The following is an 18,729-nucleotide window of genomic DNA, read 5'->3' as shown; positions in this document are numbered from 1 at the left end:
GTAAGCGCCGGGAGACACCGACTTGCCACCTCGGGGCATCGCGAATGATTTCGTCGTTATAAGGAAATGTTCTGTTCAGTTTTCGCGTCAAAAATATGACACTTATTCATATCAAACTTAAAGTACACCTTCCGGTGAAGCCCCTTTGCAATCATTGGCTTAGCTTCATCAGAAGGGATTCGGGCGGTCAGTTCGTAGTCGCCAACTTTCAGGTAAACAAAGAACTCGTGACCCATGTTTTCGACGCGCACCAGCTCACCGGAGCCGCAATCGTCGCTGTAAGGCTCATCTGAAACGGAGACAAACTCCGGGCGCACGCCAAAGAACACCTCTTTGTCGGCGTAATCGGCGACTTTCTCCTGCTGATAAGCGTTCAGCGCCAGCGTTTCATGACCAACGGTGATGTGCAGTTGGTCGGCTTTTTTTACAATTTTCGCCGGTTTGATGTTCATCTCCGGCGCGCCGATAAAGCCCGCCACGAACATGTTTTTCGGGAAGTGGTAGAGGTTGTCCGGGGTATCCACCTGCATGATATGGCCGAGTTTCATCACGCAGATACGGTCGCCCATGGTCATTGCTTCAGTCTGATCGTGCGTGACGTAAACGGTGGTCGCCGGTTTACCGGATTTCTTTAACTGCTTGTGCAGGTCGGAAATACGGATACGCATTGAGGCGCGCAGCTTGGCGTCCAGGTTCGACAGCGGTTCGTCAAACAGGAACACATCTGGCTTTTTCACAATCGCGCGGCCCACCGCCACGCGCTGCGCCTGACCACCAGAAAGCTGGCGCGGCAGGCGGTCCATCAGCTCTTCCAGTTCGAGGATCTTCGCCGCTTCATCGACCTGTTTGTTGATCTCCTCTTTCGGCATCTTGCTGAGCTTGAGGCCGAACGCGAGGTTTTCACGCACCGTCATGTGCGGGTAGAGCGCGTAGTTCTGGAACACCATCGCGATACCGCGTGATTTTGGCGCGAGGTTGTTGACGATCTTCTCGCCGATGCGCACTTCGCCGCCGCTGATGGTCTCCAGACCTGCCAGCATACGCAGCGTGGTGGATTTGGCGCAGCCGCTTGGGCCGACAATCACCATAAATTCGCCATCGGCAATTTTCAGGTCGATACCATGTACCGCTTTGAAGCCGTTGGAGTAAACCTTTTCCAGTTTGTTGAAAATAACTTCAGCCATGATACTTCCCTCTTAACCTTTAATTCCGCTGCTGGTCACGCCCTGTACGAAGTAGCGCTGTGCCAGGAAGAAGACAATGATGGACGGCAGAATGGAGATACTCGCCATTGCCAGAATTTCGTTCCACGGCGCACCTTCGGTGACGTCGATGGACATTTTCAGCGCCAGTGCGATCGGGTATTTATCCACGCTGTAGACATAAATCAGCGGCCCGATAAAGTCGTTCATTGACCACATGAACTGGAACAGCGCCACGGAGATAATCGCCGGTTTCAGGATTGGCACCACCACGTACCACAGCACCTGCCAGGAGTTACAGCCGTCGATTTGCGCCGCTTCTTCCATGTCGCGCGGTACGCCGCGTAAAAACTGAATCAACATAAAGACGAAGAAACCGTGTGTCGCAAACGCCGTTGGCAGATACAGCGGCATGTAGCTGTTGAGCATGCCCATTTCACGGAACATCAGGTATTGCGGGATCAGCAGCACGGTGCTTGGCAGCAGCATGGTGGCGATAAGCGTACCGAACCAGAAGTTCTTCCACGGGATCTCAAAGCGGGCAAAGCCGTAAGCCACAATGGTGGAAGAGATAATGGTCAGGATCACTTTCGGGATCACATACTTAAAGGTGTTCAGCATGTAATGGCCGAAGGTGTATTCGGTGCCGGTTTTCCAGCCGTTGATAAAGCCGTCCCAGGTGGCGTGGGTCGGCCACAGCCCCAGCGTGGTGAAGATCTCGTGGTTCGGTTTGAACGACGCCGAGAACATCCACGCCAGCGGGTAGAGCATTAACAGGCCGACAAAGAGCAGGATCGTATAGCGGATCCATGCGCTGATTTTCTCGCGGCGCAGCGTGCGCGCCACTTCACGTTCGGCTTCTTTCATGCCCGGCGTGAGATGTTGGATATCAGCCATTTTTGCCTCCCTTATCGGCAGAGTAGAACACCCAGTATTTCGAAGACTTAAAGGCGATGGAGGCAAAGACTGCCACCACCAGGAACAGCACCCAGGCCAGCGCCGCACCGTAGCCCATGTCGAAATACTTGAAGGCGGTGTCGTAGATGTAGAGCGAGAACAGATAGGTGTAATAGGTCGGGCCGCCGCCGGTAATGACATACGGGCCGGTAAATTCCTGGAACGCCTGGGTGGTCTGCATGATGAAGTTGAAGAAAATAACCGGCGTAATCAGCGGCACGGTGACTTTCATAAACATCTGCCATTTGCTGGCGCCATCGATCATCGCCGCTTCATACTGGGATTGCGGCACGTTTTGCAGCGCAGCGAGGAAGATGACCATCGCGGAGCCGAACTGCCAGACGCGCAGCAGGGTGACGGACATCAGCGCCAGCGACGGTTCGCCGAGCCAGTTAATCGGATCCAGACCAAACACGCCGATAAAGCTGTTCAGCAGGCCATCAATAGCGAACAGTGCGCGCCACAGTACGGCGATCGCGACAGAGCTACCGAGAATGGACGGAATGTAGTAAGCCGTGCGGAAAAAACCGATGCCGCGAAGTTTAAAATTGAGCACAAAGGCAATCCCCAGCGCGAAGGCGAGCTTCAGCGGGATTGTCAAAAATACATACGCAAAGGTGACGCCCATTGATTTCCAGAAGAGCGTGTCTTCGGTAAACATGTAGCGATAATTCTCAATGCCGTTAAATACCGGCGGGCTCATCAGGTCATACTCAGTAAAACTGAGAAAGAACGATGAGATGAATGGGAAAGCCGTAAAGACTATCAACCCAATAACGTAGGGCGATATCCAGGCCAATCCCAGTAGTCTGTTTTCATTCATACATACCTACCTGGCGAACAATGTGTAATACGGATTCGGAGATTAACTTTTTTCCCCCGCCGCATGGGCGTCCGGGGATTAAAACAGGCTCTGCGCGTGCGCTTGATCACAATAATCAATTGAATCAATACGTTTTGAAACTTTAACCACTGGAAATTACTCACGATATTCCGGGTTTTAAAATCCTGCGAACTTGCGTTCTCAGTTTGTGAAACGTCGTTTTAAAATATTTTATTGCGTTTTGAATTGGCGTCATTCGATTAATTCGTGAAATGTGATCGAAGTCGAAACGATGTTTCAATAAAGTGAGGTGGGTGTCATTTTTGCCGAAAAACAGCGGGTTTATTGCCAATAAGCGTAACGATTTGGGTAACAGCCTAACGTATTAAATATTGCGAAATGAAATCATTGGATATTTAAACGATTATCGGGCGAACTATTTTTATTGGCCTGGAAATAAAAACGCCCCCCCTAATTATGGGAGGCGTTAATTATTTTAGGGCGCGATCAACGTTTTAAAAAATCTTCACGTACCGGTGTAAAGGTATCGAGCAGCGTTCCGGCTTTTAAACACACACATCCGTGCATAATGTGCGGTTCCTTATAAAGTGTATCGCCTGCGGTGACGATATGTTTCTCATCACCAATGGTAAATTCGAACTCGCCGGATAAAACGTACGTAAGTTGTTCATGAGGATGGTTGTGCATTGGGCCGATGGCGCCTTGTTCGAACATAACTTCGACCGCCATCATTTTGCCGTCATGGGCAAGAATACGACGGCTAACGCCGTTGCCCAGGTCTTCAAGCTGAGTGTCTTTATGGAAGATAAACATCGGAGTGTCCTGTAGTAGGTATCGTTAGTGATTACGATAGAGTAAATGATGAAACGTTGTTTCAAAATAACTTATCTCAGCGTTCTATAAAAATAAACGCGAGGCCAGAGAAGTTGAAAGTCGATCACAACTTTGATTGACTGAGCGCTAAACCAGACGGAGACAAGCGATGAAAACGATAGGACTGCTGGGCGGTATGAGCTGGGAATCGACCATTCCTTATTACCGCCTGATTAATGAGGGCGTGAAAGCTCGTCTCGGCGGCTTGCACTCCGCCAGCTTGCTTCTGCACAGCCTGGATTTCCATGAAATTGAGACCTGCCAGGCAACCGCACAGTGGCACAAAGCCGGTGAAATTCTGGCCCAGGCGGCGGCGGGTCTGGAGCAGGCGGGCGCGCAGGCGATTGTGCTGTGTACCAACACTATGCACAAAGTCGCCGGGCAAATTGAAGAGCGCTGCCATATTCCGTTCCTGCATATTGCCGACGCGACCGGGCGGGCGATTGAAAATGCCGGCATGCGCAATGTCGCACTGCTGGGCACGCGCTACACCATGGAGCAGGATTTTTACCGTGGTCGCCTGGAAAAACAGTTTGGCATCGAAACCTCCGTGCCGGGTCCGGAAGATCGCGAGCGCATTAACGACATCATCTTTAGTGAGCTCTGTCTGGGGACGTTCACCGATGAGTCTCGCTACTATTTTGTTAATTTAATCAAAAAATTGGCTGGCGAAGGCGCGGAAGGGGTGATTTTCGGTTGCACCGAGATCGGCCTGCTGCTGCCGGAAACGCATTGCCCGATTAAGGTGTTTGATACGGCGGCGCTGCATGCCGCCGATGCGGTGGATTTTATGCTCTCTTAACGTTCGCCCAGCATGGCAGCCAGCGGCCCGCTAACCAGCGGCATGGCTGCCTGTAAATGGGCGGTAAACGCCTCGACCAGCGCGGAAGCGGGGCGGTGCAGTGGACGGATCAGGCTTACCGTAAACGGCACATCAATACTGAAACGACGCACGGCGACACCGCTGGCCGCGTAATCCAGTGCGGTCAGCGGGTTCACCACCGAAATGCCCACCCCGGCGCGTACCATCGCGCACACTGAGGCGGCGCTGTGCGTTTCCAGTACCATCCGCCGCTTCACCTGATGTTCAGTAAACAGCGCGTCCAGCAACTGTCGGTAACTGTCTGAGCGCGACAAACTAATGTAATTCTCGCCCTGAAAATCTGCTGGTGTTAATACCGCTTTGCGCGCCAGCGGATGATCCTGCGGCATGACGCAGACTTCATTGCAGGTGAGTAGCGGCGTGCGCTCGGTGCCCGCTGGCGTGCTGAGTGTTTCGGTTAAACCCAGATCGTGGCGCTGTGCCGACAACCACTCCTCAAGCAATGGCGACTCCTGCGGTACAATATTCAGGCTGACATCCGGGTAGCGCGCCAGAAACGGCTGCAGCAGTAGCGGTAAAAAAGACTGTGAAAATACCGGCAGGCAGGCGATGGAAAGCTCACCCTGGCGGAACTCACGCAGGCTTTCGGCGGCGCTGACAATCCTGTCCAGCCCGTACCAGGAGCGCTGCACCTCTTCGAATAACCGCAAGCCTTGCACTGTGGGTTGTAAACGCCCGCGCGTGCGCTCGAACAGTTTCAGCCCCAGCACTTTTTCAAAGCGCGCCAGCTCGCGGCTCACCGTCGGTTGCGAGGTATGCAGCAGTGCGGCGGCCTCCGTCAGATTGCCGGTGGTCATTACGGCGTGAAAGATTTCGATATGGCGCAGATTGACAGCGGGCATCGGCAGATCCAGTTTCAGTAGGTTATCCATATCATTTTTGCATAGAGTCGCGATAAAACGATATTTTTTATTCTTTTCGCACTGTGGCGTAATCAGTAAAAATTTTGTTGCCCGGAGTCACCATGCCACGCTCATTACACCAGACTGAAACCGACCTTAACGCCGCAAATCTGCTGCGCTTACCTGCTGAATTTGGCTGCCCGGTATGGGTTTATGACGCGCAAATCATTCGCGCGCAAATCGCCAAACTGCGCGCCTTCGACGTGGTGCGCTTTGCGCAAAAAGCCTGTTCGAATATTCATATTCTGCGTCTGATGCGCGAGCAGGGTGTGAAGGTTGATTCCGTTTCGCTCGGTGAGATCGAACGTGCGCTGGCAGCGGGTTACGATCCGCAAACGCACCCGGACGATATCGTTTTTACCGCCGATGTGCTGGACGAGGCGACCATCGCGCGGGTAAGCGAACTGGGTATCGCAGTAAACGCCGGTTCGGTGGATATGCTGGAACAGCTTGGCGCGGTCTCGCCGGGGCATCGCGTCTGGTTACGCGTTAACCCTGGTTTTGGTCATGGTCACAGCCAGAAAACCAACACCGGCGGCGAAAACAGCAAGCATGGCATCTGGTACAGCGATCTGGCCGATGCGCTGGCGGTAATGCAGCGCTACCAGTTGAAACTGGCGGGCATTCATATGCATATCGGTTCCGGCGTGGATTATGGTCATCTCGAGCAGGTGTGCGGGGCGATGGTGCGCCTGGTGGTCGATTTCGGCCAGGATCTGCAGGCAATTTCCGCAGGCGGCGGTTTGTCGATTCCCTATCACGAAGGGGAAGAGCCGGTGGATACCGCGCATTATTTCGGGTTGTGGAACGCGGCGCGCGAGCAAATCGCCAAACATCTGGGGCACGATGTGAAACTGGAGATCGAACCGGGTCGTTTCCTGGTGGCGGAATCGGGCGTGCTGGTTTCACAAGTGCGTAGCGTGAAAAACATGGGCAGCCGTCACTTTGTGCTGATTGACGCCGGTTTTAACGATCTGATGCGCCCGGCGATGTACGGCAGCTATCACCACATTACCGCGCTGGCCGCCGATGGCCGCGATCTTCGCCATGCGCCACTGATTGATACCGTGGTTGCCGGGCCGCTGTGCGAATCCGGCGATGTCTTTACTCAGCAGGAGGGCGGGAAAGTCGAAACCCGTGCGCTGCCGGAAGTGAAAGCCGGGGATTATCTGGTACTGCATGATACGGGGGCGTATGGTGCGTCAATGTCATCGAACTACAACAGCCGCCCGCTGCTGCCGGAAGTGTTATTCGATAACGGCGTCGCGCGCTTGATTCGCCGCCGCCAGACCATCGAAGAGCTGATCGGTCTGGAGCTGCTCTAAGCCTTACTGCCCGGTCCCGCCGCGACCGATTCACGCAATACCAGTGTGCCGGTAAACGGTGGGATCGCGGCGATCTGTTCGTTGTTCACCAGTTTGATCGCCTGATCAATCGCGGTGGTGATCATGTTGTCGATCGGCAAATAGACCGTCGACAGGCCCGGCTCCAGCCAGCGGGCGCTCGGCGCGTCATCAAAGCCGAACAGCGAAATATCCTGCGGAATACGCAAACCCGCCTGCCAGATGGCCTTTGAGGCACCCAGCGCCATATCGTCGTTACAGGCGAACAGCGCGCTGAATTCCACCCCTTCCTGCAACATCTGCCGGCACAGCTCATACCCGCGCGTCATGGTCGAGTCGCCGTACTTCACTCTGTGCGGATCCCAGGGAATGCCGTGTTTTTCCAGCGCCTTGCGATAGCCCATCAGCCGCGCTTTACCGGTCGGTGTGTGGATCGGCGCGGTAATACAGGCAATATCCCGGTGGTATTGTGTGATCAGGTAATCCACCGCCTGGAACGCCGCGTCCTGCTGCTCGAAGAACACGCATTTGTCATGCGCCTGGAACAGCTCGCGATTGATGACTATCAGCGGCATTGGCGTGGCGTCAATGAGCGTTAAGATCGCTTTTTCGCTCATAAAGCGGGTGTAAAGAATAATGGCGTCGCAGCGCCTGTCCGCCAGCATCTGCACCGCCAGCTCTTCCCGTTCGGGCGTATCGTGACCGTCGGTGACAATCAGCTGTTTGCCGTGTAATTCCGCCTGACGCGACGCCTGCTGCAATAAGCGGCCGAAATAGAAACCGTCAAAACTGGACACCACCAGGCCAATGCTGTTGCTGGTGCGGTTTGCCAGCGAGCGGGCAAGAAAGTTGGGGCGATAATCCAGCTCCTCCATCGCCTTAAAAACCTGATTGCGGGTGCTCTCTTTGACCTGACCCGTACCATTCAACACGCGGGAAACCGTTGCTTTCGAAACGCCCGCGCGCAGTGAGACATCCAGCATTGTGACCATGACGAGTTCTCGTTTCGCGTAATGAAATGCAGTTTACCACACTCATTTCACGGGTTAAGGCCAGCGGTAACGGTTTGCGCTAAGTGTTGGAAATCCCTGCGAAGCGCAAGGTGGTATGCCAATGTTGTCATCCGTCTCGTTTTGGAATACCAGTAAGCGGGTTGCGAGTCTCGTCACAGAACTTTCCGCCACGCATCGCTATTTTTGGTATGCCAAATGGGACTGTGCTGTATCCCTGCATCGATAAAAAAGCCCCTTTACTGAGGTGTTAACTCATGGCCCTACAAGAAAAGCTCATCGATTCTCTGGGTAGTTTTGCGACAAAGTTCAACAGCTATCGCTATATCATGGCGATCAAAGCCTCGTTCATTACCCTGATGCCGGTGATCATCGTCGGCGCATTTTCCGTCCTGATCTCCAACATGGTGCTGGATCCGAAAAACGGCCTCGCCAGCTTCCAGTCACTCTCATTCCTTGCCGCGCTAAAGCCGATCACCAGCGCGATTAACTACGCCACGCTGAACTTCCTCAACATTGGCGCGGTGTTCTTAATCGGTATTGAACTCGGGCGTATCAACGGCATTAAGACGCTGTTTCCCGGTTTGCTGGCGGTGATCTGCTTTATCTGCGTCACGCCAACCACAGTGGAAATGCTGGTAGACGGGCAGATGCACGTGGTGAAAGACGTGCTGCTGCGCCAGTTCTCCGATACCCGTAGCCTGTTCCTCGGTATGTTTATCGCTATTTTGTCGGTGGAAATTTACTGCTGGCTGGAGAACCGCGACGGGCTGAAGATCAAAATGCCGGACACCGTGCCGCCCAACGTCTCCGCGTCGTTTTCCGCGCTGATCCCGGCGATCATTACCACCACCGTGATTGCCACCTTCGGTTTTGTTTTCCACCAGGTGACCGGCATGTACCTGTATGACGCCGTTTATCAGGTGGTGCAGCAGCCGCTGGAGCGCGTGGTGCAAAGCCTGCCGGGCATTTTGCTGCTGATGTTTGTGGCGCAACTGTTCTGGGTTATTGGTATTCACGGCAATCAGATGATTAAGCCTATCCGCGAACCGCTGCTGCTGGGTGCCATCACCGTCAATATGAGCGCCTTTGAGCAGGGCAAAGAGGTGCCGAATATCATCACCATGCCGTTCTGGGATGTTTATATGAGTATCGGCGGCTCGGGTTTAACCATCGGTCTGTTGATCGCGGTGATGATCGCTACCAAACGTAAAGAGATGAAAGAGATCGCCAAACTCTCCATCGGGCCGGGGGTATTTAATATTAACGAGCCGGTGATTTTCGGTATGCCGATCATGCTCAACCCGATCCTCGCGATCCCGTTCATCATCACTCCGCTGGTGACCGGCTCGATCGGTTATTTCGCCACGGTGACCGGTTTTGCCGGCAAAGCGGTGGTGATGGTGCCGTGGACCACGCCGCCGTTGATCAACGCCTGGCTGTCGACCGCCGGTTCAATGGGCGCGGTGGTAACGCAGCTTATCTGCATTATCACTTCCGTCATTATCTATCTGCCGTTTGTGAAAATTGCTTCTCGCCGCGCCGAACAAGCGCAACTGCAAGCCGAAGCGACGAACAACGCCTGAGGATGTCATGAGCACGAAAACAATTGCCATACCGCCGTCGTTTATTCTGGGCGCGGCGGCCTCAGCCTGGCAAACCGAAGGCTGGACAGACAAGCGGGAGGGCCAGGATTCCTGGCCCGATCTCTGGTACAAAAACGATCGTCACGTCTGGCACGACGGCTACGGTCCGGCGGTGGCGACTAACTTTTACCAGCGCTTTCGTGAAGATGTGCTACTGATGAAACAGGCGGGGCTGACCCACTATCGCACCTCGATCAACTGGTCGCGCTTTCTCACCGATTATGAAAACGGCGTGGTTGATGAACGCTATGCCGCCTATTACGACGAACTGTTTGACGAGATGCAGCGCCACGGCATTGTGCCGATGATCTGCCTGGAACATTACGAACTGCCGGGTTATTTGCTGGAAACTTACGGCGGCTGGGCGTCAAAAAAAGTGGTTGAGCTGTACCTGTTGTATGTCGAAAAGGTGTTTGAGCGTTTTCATCAAAAAGTGACCCGCTGGTTCACCTTTAACGAGCCGATTGTGGTGCAAACCCGCGTCTACCTGGATGCGCTGCGCTGGCCTTATGAGCAGAACACCGGCACCTGGATGCAGTGGAATCACCACAAAAACCTGGCCACTGCGAAAGTGGTGAAGCTGTTTCGTGAGAAGGGTTATCAGGGTACCGTGGGCTGTATTCTCAACCCGGAAGTCACTTATCCGCGTTCACGCGCGTCGCACGATGTACTGGCCGCCGAGCGCTACGATCTGTTCTATAACCGCGTCTTTCTTGATCCGATGGTGAAAGGCCACTATCCACCGGAGCTGTTCCCGTTGCTGGAAAAACACCAGGTCACGTGGGATTACAGCGAGGAAGAGCTGGCGATTATCCGCGATAACACCGTCGATGAGCTGGGCATTAACCTTTACTACCCGCACCGGGTAAAAGCGCCGTCGCGCGCCTGGCACCCGGAAACACCTTTTCACCCGGCGTACTACTACGAGCCGTTTGAGTTGCCGGGCAGAAAAATGAACAAATCTCGCGGCTGGGAGATCCTGCCGGAGATCATTTATGACATGGCGATGCGCATCAAAAACGACTACGGCAACATTCCGTGGTTTGTCGCCGAAAGCGGCATGGGCATTGAGAACGAAGGGCAGTTTCGCAACGTGGCGGGCACCATTGAGGACGATTACCGCATTGATTTTATTGCCGCGCATTTATACCAGACGCTGCGCGCCAGAGAAGCGGGCGCGAACTGCCAGGGTTACATGTTGTGGGCGTTTACCGATAACGTTTCGCCAATGAACGCGTTTAAAAACCGCTATGGCCTGATTGAGATTGACCTGCAAAGCAACCGCGACCGCAGGCCGAAAAAGTCTGCCGGCTGGTTTCGCAAGCTGCGCGACGAACGCCAGCTTACCCTGACTATTGATGACGAATGGAAATAAGGAGCCACCATGAAACGTATTGTGTTGTGCTGCTCCGCCGGGATGTCCACATCGCTGGTGGTGACCAAAATGGAAAAAGCGGCGGCGGAGCGCGGCCTTGAGCTGAAGATTTACGCTATTGCTGAGCAATCCCTGCGCGACGAGCTGCAAAGTTATGCCACCGAGATAACCGCCGTGCTGCTGGGGCCGCAGGTGCGCTTTAAACTGGCGGAAAATAAAAAGTTAACTGACGAATACGGCATTCCGATTGATGTGATCGATTCGGTGGCTTACGGCACCTTAAACGGCGCGAAAGTTCTCGATCAGGCGCTGGCTTTGGTAAGATAGCGCCGACAGGCCGGGGCGCCCGGCCTGCGCGATAACTCAGACTTGCAGGTGATATTGTGGAGAAGGCCGTCGTCCCGCCGGAAAAAAAACAGTACCAGGAGATTGGCGAAGATTTACGCGAGCAGATAATCCAGGGGCATTACCCCGTGGGTTCCCGCCTGCCGCCGGAGCGCAATATCGCCGAAAAATATGGCGTTAGCCGCACCATCGTGCGTGAAGCGCTGTTGATGCTTGAACTGCAAGGCACGGTAGATATTCGCCAGGGCTCCGGCGTCTATGTGATGCGTATTCCGCAGGAGCACGAGAACGAAGAGGAGCGCTTTCTGAGTAGCGATGTTGGCCCGTTTGAGATCTTACAGGCGCGCCAACTGCTGGAGAGCAATATCGCCGCCTTTGCCGCCAAAATGGCGACGCGCGCGGATATCGATAATCTTCGGCGCATTCTTGAGCAAGAGCAGCGCGCCATCGCGATGAACGATACCTCGCAGGACAACAGCAAAATGTTCCACCTGGTACTGGCGGGCGCATCGCAAAACCAGATGCTGCTGGCGACGGTGGAGAGTATCTGGCATCACATGGACAGCAGCCCGCTGTGGCAACAATTCAACGTGCATATCGCCAGCCGCCCCTATCGTCTGAAATGGCTGGGCGACCGGCAGACCCTGCTGGCAGCGCTACGTCGCCGCGATGTAATGGGCGCATGGCAAGCGATGTGGCAGCATCTGGAAAATGTCAAAAAGAGCCTGCTGGAGCTTTCCGACGAGGATGCGCCTGACTTTGACGGCTACCTGTTTGAATCAGTACCGATTTTTCAGGGAAAGATCGTATGAAAATTATTCCCCTTTACGAGGCGCCCCACTTCGCTGAGCAGGTAGTGGACTGGTTATGGCGTGAGTTTGGTGACTCGCTGCCGCGTGATTTTTTCGCCTCTATTATCACGCACAGCCAGACGCCCGGGCAGTTGCCGCTGACGTTTGTTCTGGTTGATGGGGAGCAACTGCTGGGCACCGTCGGGTTGTGGCGCTGCGATTTAATCAGCCGCCAGGATCTGTTCCCGTGGCTGGCGGCACTGTATGTGAAAGAGAGCGTTCGCGGACAGGGTTTGGCCGGGCAGTTACAGCGCTATGTTATCGAACAGGCGCAAGCGATGGGTTTTCAGGAGCTGCATCTTTACTCGGCGTGTCGCGATTTTTACGAGCGTTTTGGCTGGTGCTACATTGGCGACGGTCTCGACTATCCGGACAAGACCGTGCACCTCTATCGCTACTCTTGCGGCGCAATCACCGAATGACGACGCACCAGCGTTGGGTTAAACAGGTGCGTGATTTCTGGCAGCGGGCGGTTTTCCGCCAGCGCCAGCGCCAGCTCGGCGGCCTGTGTTGCCATGGTGACAATCGGGTAGCGTACGGTGGTTAAGCGCGGGCGAACATAGCGCGACACCAGCACATCATCGAAACCAATCAGGGAAATCTCACGCGGCACCTCAATGCCGTTGTCATTCAGCACACCCATCGCACCTGCGGCCATCGAATCGTTATAACAGGCGACGGCGGTAAAGTTACGCCCGCGACCGAGCAGCTCGGTCATCGCCTGTTCGCCGCCGCTCTCATCCGGCTCGGCAAACGTCACCAGCCGGTCATTGCAGGGCAAACCGTTCTCTTTCAGTGCATCGTAATAACCCTGCAAGCGATCTTCCGCATCAGAAATCGCGTGGTTGGAGCAGAGGTAACCAATTTTCGTATGGCCTTGCTGGATCAAATGGCGCGTAGCCAGCCAGGCACCATAACGGTCATCCAGCGCCACACAGCGTTGTTCAAACCCCGGCAAAATGCGGTTGATTAACACCATGCCCGGCATCTGTTTCATCAGCGAGGCGAGTTCATCGTCAGGAAGGGTTTTGGCATGCACGACCAGCGCCGCACAGCGGTGGCGAATCAATTGCTCAATGGCTTTGCGCTCTTTCTCTTCGTTATGGTAGCCGTTGCCAATCAGCAGGAAATTCCCGGTAGCCGAGGCGACTTGCTCGACAGCCTTCACCATGGCGCCGAAAAAGGGGTCTGACACGTCGCCCACCACCAGACCTACGGTTTCGGTGGACTGCTGCGCCAGCGCGCGGGCATTGGCATTCGGGTGATAATTGAGCGCATCCATTGCGCTTTGCACCGCCAGGCGCGAGGACTCGCTCGCTTTGGGCGAGTCGTTAATCACGCGGGAAACCGTTGCGACCGAAACTCCTGCCAGCCGCGCGACATCTTTGATAGTCGCCATTACGCACCTTCCTTTGGGTAAGCGTTTACACGCTGCATAGTGTTACGGAAAAGAGATGTGTAATCAAGGAAGCTACCCGGCAGGTGTCTGCAAACGTGAGCTGACGCGAAGGAAATCAGTGAAACCGTTACACGCGGGAAATTGCAAAGTAATTCAGGCACAACCTTTAGTTACACTTTGCGAAGGGCTGTTTCGATTGTCCGCTGGTGGCGGGTATCCCCCCGTGACAGAGTAGAACTCCCAGAGGTATTGATAGGTGAACGCGGCCCCCAGGGTTGCACACTCGAATTACACCAACCTGCGCAGATGCGCAGGTTTTTTTTTACCTTAAGTCTGTAACAGTAATCGCTAATGGACACACCTCGTTTCACTTCGGCTCACTCTCTTGCTTTTTCCCGCTGGTGAGGCGCGGTGCCGCACGCGACAATCAAGGTCCCAGAGGTATTGATTGGTGATTTATTCGGTACGCTTTTCGTACTCATTTCTTGCACCAACCTGCGCGGACGCGCAGGTTTTTTTTCGCCCGCGTTTTAACCCGCCGCACTTCTCATGTAATCTGCCACAATTTGATAACGTCCTTAATTTACTGGCAAAAGGAGTTGAAATGCTACTGGGCTTTTTCCGCGGCCTGTTCCGTGTGTTGTTTCGCGTACAACTGACCGGCAATACGCAGGTGCTGCACGGCGAACGTGTGCTCATTACCCCTAACCACGTCTCTTTTATTGATGGCATTTTGCTGGCGTTATTCCTGCCGGTGCGCCCGGTTTTCGCGGTCTACACTTCCATCAGCAGCCAGTGGTACATGCGCTGGATAAGCTCGATTATTGATTTTGTACCGCTGGATCCGACCAAGCCGATGTCGATTAAACATCTGGTGCGGCTGGTCGAGCAGGGGCGTCCGGTGGTGATTTTCCCGGAAGGGCGTATTTCGGTTTCCGGCTCATTGATGAAAATTTACGACGGTGCAGGATTCGTGGCGGCAAAATCGGGCGCGACGGTGGTTCCACTGCGTATTGATGGCGCGGAGTTAACCTACTTCAGCCGCCTGAAAGGGCTGGTCAAGCAGCGCCTGTTCCCGCGTATTACTTTGCATATTCTGCCGCCTACGCATTTACCGATGCCGGATGCGCCGCGTGCGCGTGACCGTCGCAAGCTGGCGGGGGAAATGCTGCACCAAATCATGATGGAAGCGCGCATGGCCGTGCGTCCGCGTGAAACTCTGTTCGAAGCGTTGCTATTCGCGCAGTATCGCTATGGTGCCAATAAGCACTGTGTTGAAGACATCAATTTCACCCCGGATAGCTACCGCAAGCTGCTGACTAAATCGCTGTTTGTTGCCCGTATTCTGGATAAATACAGCGCGCCGGGCGAGAAAATCGGCCTGATGCTGCCAAACGCCGGGATCAGCGCGGCGGTCATTTTCGGCGCGATTGCGCGTGCGCGCATCCCGGCGATGATGAACTACACCGCCGGTGTCAAAGGGTTGAGTAGTGCGATTACGGCGGCGCAGATCAAAACCATCTTCACATCCCGTACGTTTATGGATAAAGGTAAGCTGTGGCACCTGCCGGAGCAGCTCACGCAGGTGCGCTGGGTGTACCTGGAAGATCTGAAAGGCGATGTCACCTGGGAAGACAAACTGTGGATTTTCCGTCATCTGCTGACGCCATTAAAAGCGCAGCTGCCGCAAAAACCGGAAGACCCGGCGCTGATCCTCTTCACCTCCGGTTCTGAGGGCAATCCGAAGGGGGTGGTGCATAGTCATAAAAGCCTGCTGGCGAACGTTGAGCAGATCAAAACCATCGCGGATTTCACCGCCAACGACCGCTTTATGTCGGCGCTGCCGCTATTCCACTCGTTTGGCTTAACGGTGGGGTTATTCACTCCGTTATTCACCGGCGCGGAGGTGTTTCTTTACCCGAGCCCGCTGCACTACCGCATTGTTCCTGAACTGGTGTATGACCGTAACTGCACCGTGCTGTTTGGCACCTCGACGTTCCTTGGTAACTATGCGCGTTTCGCCAACCCGTATGATTTCTTCCGCTTGCGCTATGTGGTTGCCGGTGCTGAAAAATTGCAGGACAGCACCCGTCAGTTGTGGCAGGACAAATTCGGCCTGCGCATCCTTGAAGGTTATGGCGTGACCGAGTGTGCGCCAGTGGTTTCCATCAACGTACCGATGGCGGCAAAACCCGGTACTGTCGGGCGGATCTTACCGGGGATGGATGCACGTTTAATGGCAGTACCGGGTATTGAAGACGGCGGTCGTCTGCAATTAAAAGGACCCAACGTGATGACCGGCTATCTGCGGGTGGAAAACCCTGGCGTGCTGGAAGCGCCAGCTGCGGAAAATATCAATGGCGACATGGAAGCGGGCTGGTATGACACCGGCGATATCGTGCGTTTTGATGAGCAGGGCTTTGTGCAGATTCAGGGGCGGGCGAAGCGTTTTGCCAAAATCGCCGGCGAGATGATCTCGCTGGAGATTGTCGAACAATTGGCGCTGGCGGTGTCGCCGGAGAAACTGCATGCCACGGTGGTCAAGAGCGATGCCAGCAAAGGCGAGGCGCTGGTGATGTTCACCACCGACAGCGAACTGACGCGCGATAAGCTGCAACAGCAGGCGCGTGCGCAAGGCGTGCCGGAGCTTGCCGTGCCGCGTGATATTCGCTTCCTGAAACAATTACCCGTGCTGGGCAGCGGCAAACCTGATTTTGTGACCCTGAAAAGCATGATTGAAGAGGAAGAATCGACACATGCATGAGTCAGTAAGCACTAACTCCTCGCTGTGGTCGCGCGGGATGATGGCGGTGATTGCCGCGCAGTTTCTCTCCGCGTTTGGCGACAACGCGCTGCTTTTCGCCACGCTGGCGCTGCTGAAAGCGGAGTTTTATCCCGACTGGAGCCAGCCGATTTTGCAGATGGTGTTTGTGGGCGCTTACATTCTTTTCGCGCCCTTTGTCGGGCAGATCGCCGACAGCTTCGCCAAAGGCCGGGTGATGATGTTCGCCAACGGCCTGAAACTGATTGGCGCGGCGAGTATTTGCGTCGGCATCAATCCCTTTGTTGGCTATTTGCTGGTAGGTGTGGGCGCGGCAGCCTATTCCCCGGCGAAGTATGGCATCCTTGGCGAAATCACGACCGGCGATAAGCTGGTGAAAGCGAACGGTCTGATGGAGTCGTCGACCATTGCCGCCATTTTACTCGGCTCGATGGCTGGCGGTGTGCTGGCCGATTGGCATGTGCTGGCGGCGCTTGCTGTTTGTGCGCTGGTGTATGCCGGAGCGGTGATCGCCAATCTGCTGATCCCAAAGTTGCCTGCTGCGCGTCCGGGGCAATCCTGGCGCTTTACACCGATGACATCCAGCTTCTTCAACGCCTGTAAAAGCCTGTGGCGCAACGGTGAAACGCGCTTCTCACTGGTCGGCACCAGCCTGTTCTGGGGCGCGGGCGTGACGCTGCGTTTCCTGTTAGTGCTGTGGGTGCCGGTGGCGCTCGGGATCACCGATAACGCGACACCAACGTATCTTAACGCGATGGTCGCCGTCGGGATTGTGGCTGGTGCCGGTCTGGCGGCAAAGCTGGTAACGCTGGAAACCGTGACGCGATGTATGCCTGCCGGCATTCTCATTGGCGTGGCGGTGGTGCTGTTTTCCTTGCAACACGCGTTACTGCCAGCCTACGGCGTACTGATGTTGATCGGCATGTTGGGCGGTTTCTTTGTGGTGCCGCTGAACGCCTTGTTGCAAGCCATTGGCAAAGAATCCGTTGGCGCGGGTAACGCGATTGCGGTGCAAAACCTCGGCGAAAACATGGCCATGCTGCTGATGCTCGGCCTGTACTCGCTGGCGGTGAAAGCGGGCGTACCGGTAATTGGCACCGGCGTTGGCTTTGGCGTGATTTTTGCGCTGGCGATTGCGGCGCTGTGGATCTGGCAGCGCCGCCGTTAACCGTTACGGTGCCGGGTAGGTATAAACCTGATGCACCGCTTCGATCTCAGCCAGCACCTCTGCGCTGAGATCGAGATGCAAACTTTCCACGTTAGTTTTCAGTTGCTCCATCGTCGTCGCGCCCAGCAGGGTGCTGGCGACGAAGGGCTGACGCCGCACGAAAGCCAGCGCCATTTGCGCCGGATCCAGATTGTGGCGCTTCGCGATATCCACATACGCCGCGACCGCTTTTTGCGCCTGCTCGCCGCTGTAACGCGTAAAGCGGCTAAACAGCGTGTTGCGCGCGCCAGCGGGTTTCGCGCCGTTGAGATATTTGCCGGTTAGCGTCCCAAACGCCAGGCAGGAGTACGCGAGCAGCTCGACGCCTTCATACTGACTCACTTCCGCCAGACCCACTTCAAAGCTGCGGTTTAACAGGCTGTACGGGTTCTGAATTGTCACGATGCGTGGCAGTTCATGCTTCTCGGCCAGTTGCAGATAACGCATCACGCCAAACGCCGTTTCGTTGGAAACGCCGATATAGCGGATTTTCCCGGCGCGCTGGCACTCGGTCAGCGCCTCCAGTGTTTCCAGTAGCGTCACGACCGGCGCGCTATCAACCCAGCTGTAACCCAGCTTGCCAAAGCAGTTGGTCGGGCGCTGCGGCCAGTGTACCTGGTAAAGATCGAGATAATCGGTTTGCAGGCGCTTTAAGCTATCATCCAGTGCCACGCGGATGTTTTTGCGATCCAGCGCCTGGTTCGGGCGAATACCGCTGTCGTTGTTACGGCTTGGGCCGCTGACTTTGGAGGCGATAACCAGTTTTTCGCGGTTACCGCGTTTCGCCAGCCAGTTGCCGACATAAGTTTCCGTCAAACCCTGCGTTTCCGGACGTGGCGGAACAGGGTACATCTCTGCTACGTCAATCAGGTTGATGCCCTGGCTGACGGCGTAATCGAGCTGTGCATGGGCGTCGGCTTCGCTGTTTTGTTCACCAAACGTCATAGTGCCCAGCCCCAGGGTGCTTATTTCAAGCGAACTGTGGGGGATACGGTGATACTGCATAGCCGGCTTCCTTAAAAGTACAACGTCAGTTGACCTGACAAAGGAATATAAACATGGCAGAGGGGAGGAAAAAGGGAAAGAGAAAAATCAAATAAAGGCCAGCAG

At 55.0% G+C, this 18,729-nt stretch carries 17 protein-coding genes; 9 read left to right on the top strand and 8 right to left on the bottom strand.

Translation table 11 applies throughout. The features are described from left to right. Window positions 1-56 precede the first annotated feature (56 nt). The 4 genes from M8Q36_RS01380 to M8Q36_RS01365 form a co-directional block, all read right to left on the bottom strand. Entirely contained in the window at window positions 57-1,184 is a 1,128-nt protein-coding gene (locus M8Q36_RS01380; RefSeq protein WP_020455071.1) for an ABC transporter ATP-binding protein, read from the bottom strand. 12 nt (window positions 1,185-1,196) lie between these two features. Next, window positions 1,197-2,099, bottom strand: a complete 903-nt coding sequence (locus M8Q36_RS01375; RefSeq protein WP_017457666.1) for a carbohydrate ABC transporter permease — start codon at window positions 2,097-2,099, stop codon at window positions 1,197-1,199. Then, a complete protein-coding gene (locus M8Q36_RS01370) occupies window positions 2,092-2,982 on the bottom strand; it encodes a carbohydrate ABC transporter permease (protein ID WP_025263850.1) in 891 nt (296 codons plus the stop codon). The genes M8Q36_RS01375 and M8Q36_RS01370 overlap by 8 nt, the downstream gene beginning before the upstream one ends. A 507-nt stretch (window positions 2,983-3,489) precedes the next feature. Continuing rightward, on the bottom strand, window positions 3,490-3,816 hold the full coding sequence (locus M8Q36_RS01365; protein ID WP_086873585.1) for a cupin domain-containing protein: 327 nt from the start codon (window positions 3,814-3,816) through the stop codon (window positions 3,490-3,492). Window positions 3,817-3,985: 169 nt separating this feature from the next. Here M8Q36_RS01365 and M8Q36_RS01360 point away from each other — a divergent pair, with 169 nt between their 5' ends. Then, window positions 3,986-4,678, top strand: a complete 693-nt coding sequence (locus tag M8Q36_RS01360) for an aspartate/glutamate racemase (RefSeq protein WP_249879779.1) — start codon at window positions 3,986-3,988, stop codon at window positions 4,676-4,678. On the opposite strand, the gene M8Q36_RS01355 is transcribed toward M8Q36_RS01360, so the two are convergent. Further along, window positions 4,675-5,601 (bottom strand): LysR family transcriptional regulator, encoded by a 927-nt coding sequence (locus tag M8Q36_RS01355; protein WP_249882703.1) that lies wholly within the window; start codon window positions 5,599-5,601, stop codon window positions 4,675-4,677. The two genes, M8Q36_RS01360 and M8Q36_RS01355, sit on opposite strands and share 4 nt — an antisense overlap. Before the next feature lie 122 nt (window positions 5,602-5,723). Here M8Q36_RS01355 and lysA point away from each other — a divergent pair, with 122 nt between their 5' ends. Continuing rightward, window positions 5,724-6,986 carry a diaminopimelate decarboxylase gene (gene lysA / locus M8Q36_RS01350; RefSeq protein ID WP_249879778.1) on the top strand — a complete coding sequence of 421 codons (1,263 nt, stop codon included), beginning with the start codon at window positions 5,724-5,726 and terminating at the stop codon, window positions 6,984-6,986. Here the strand turns inward: lysA and M8Q36_RS01345 are convergent. Next, on the bottom strand, window positions 6,983-7,987 hold the full coding sequence (locus tag M8Q36_RS01345) for a LacI family DNA-binding transcriptional regulator (RefSeq protein WP_249882702.1): 1,005 nt from the start codon (window positions 7,985-7,987) through the stop codon (window positions 6,983-6,985). The genes lysA and M8Q36_RS01345 overlap by 4 nt on opposite strands. Before the next feature lie 284 nt (window positions 7,988-8,271). Here M8Q36_RS01345 and M8Q36_RS01340 point away from each other — a divergent pair, with 284 nt between their 5' ends. From M8Q36_RS01340 to M8Q36_RS01320, 5 genes are read left to right on the top strand one after another with little or no spacing between them, the layout of a single operon-like run. Next, window positions 8,272-9,600 (top strand): PTS sugar transporter subunit IIC, encoded by a 1,329-nt coding sequence (locus tag M8Q36_RS01340; RefSeq protein WP_017457673.1) that lies wholly within the window; start codon window positions 8,272-8,274, stop codon window positions 9,598-9,600. Window positions 9,601-9,607: 7 nt separating this feature from the next. After that, window positions 9,608-11,035: a glycoside hydrolase family 1 protein gene (locus M8Q36_RS01335; protein ID WP_249879777.1), complete on the top strand. Its 1,428-nt coding sequence runs from the start codon at window positions 9,608-9,610 to the stop codon at window positions 11,033-11,035. Window positions 11,036-11,044: 9 nt separating this feature from the next. Then, on the top strand, window positions 11,045-11,362 hold the full coding sequence (locus M8Q36_RS01330; protein WP_020455064.1) for a PTS sugar transporter subunit IIB: 318 nt from the start codon (window positions 11,045-11,047) through the stop codon (window positions 11,360-11,362). Between the two features lie 56 nt (window positions 11,363-11,418). Beyond that, entirely contained in the window at window positions 11,419-12,192 is a 774-nt protein-coding gene (locus M8Q36_RS01325) for a GntR family transcriptional regulator (RefSeq protein ID WP_065370137.1), read from the top strand. Continuing rightward, window positions 12,189-12,653 (top strand): GNAT family N-acetyltransferase, encoded by a 465-nt coding sequence (locus M8Q36_RS01320; protein ID WP_249879776.1) that lies wholly within the window; start codon window positions 12,189-12,191, stop codon window positions 12,651-12,653. The genes M8Q36_RS01325 and M8Q36_RS01320 overlap by 4 nt, the downstream gene beginning before the upstream one ends. On the opposite strand, the gene galR is transcribed toward M8Q36_RS01320, so the two are convergent. Further along, a complete protein-coding gene (galR, locus tag M8Q36_RS01315) occupies window positions 12,626-13,630 on the bottom strand; it encodes an HTH-type transcriptional regulator GalR (protein ID WP_020455061.1) in 1,005 nt (334 codons plus the stop codon). The two genes, M8Q36_RS01320 and galR, sit on opposite strands and share 28 nt — an antisense overlap. 604 nt (window positions 13,631-14,234) lie before the next feature. Here galR and aas point away from each other — a divergent pair. Continuing rightward, the gene (aas, locus tag M8Q36_RS01310) at window positions 14,235-16,394 is read left to right on the top strand and encodes a bifunctional acyl-ACP--phospholipid O-acyltransferase/long-chain-fatty-acid--ACP ligase (protein ID WP_249879775.1); all 2,160 of its coding nucleotides are present in this window, start codon (window positions 14,235-14,237) and stop codon (window positions 16,392-16,394) included. After that, complete coding sequence (lplT, locus tag M8Q36_RS01305) at window positions 16,387-17,580, top strand: lysophospholipid transporter LplT (protein WP_249879774.1); 1,194 nt, start codon at window positions 16,387-16,389, stop codon at window positions 17,578-17,580. Before aas ends, lplT begins: the two co-directional genes overlap by 8 nt. 3 nt (window positions 17,581-17,583) lie before the next feature. Here lplT and M8Q36_RS01300 read toward each other — a convergent pair whose 3' ends face one another. Next, complete coding sequence (locus M8Q36_RS01300) at window positions 17,584-18,624, bottom strand: NADP(H)-dependent aldo-keto reductase (RefSeq protein WP_020455058.1); 1,041 nt, start codon at window positions 18,622-18,624, stop codon at window positions 17,584-17,586. Window positions 18,625-18,729: the final 105 nt, after the last annotated feature.

This window comes from Kosakonia sp. R1.Fl, assembly GCF_023516815.1.
Lineage (GTDB): Bacteria > Pseudomonadota > Gammaproteobacteria > Enterobacterales > Enterobacteriaceae > Kosakonia.
The sequence above is the reverse complement of the archived record's forward strand: the minus strand, read 5'-3'. Positions and strand labels throughout refer to the sequence as shown.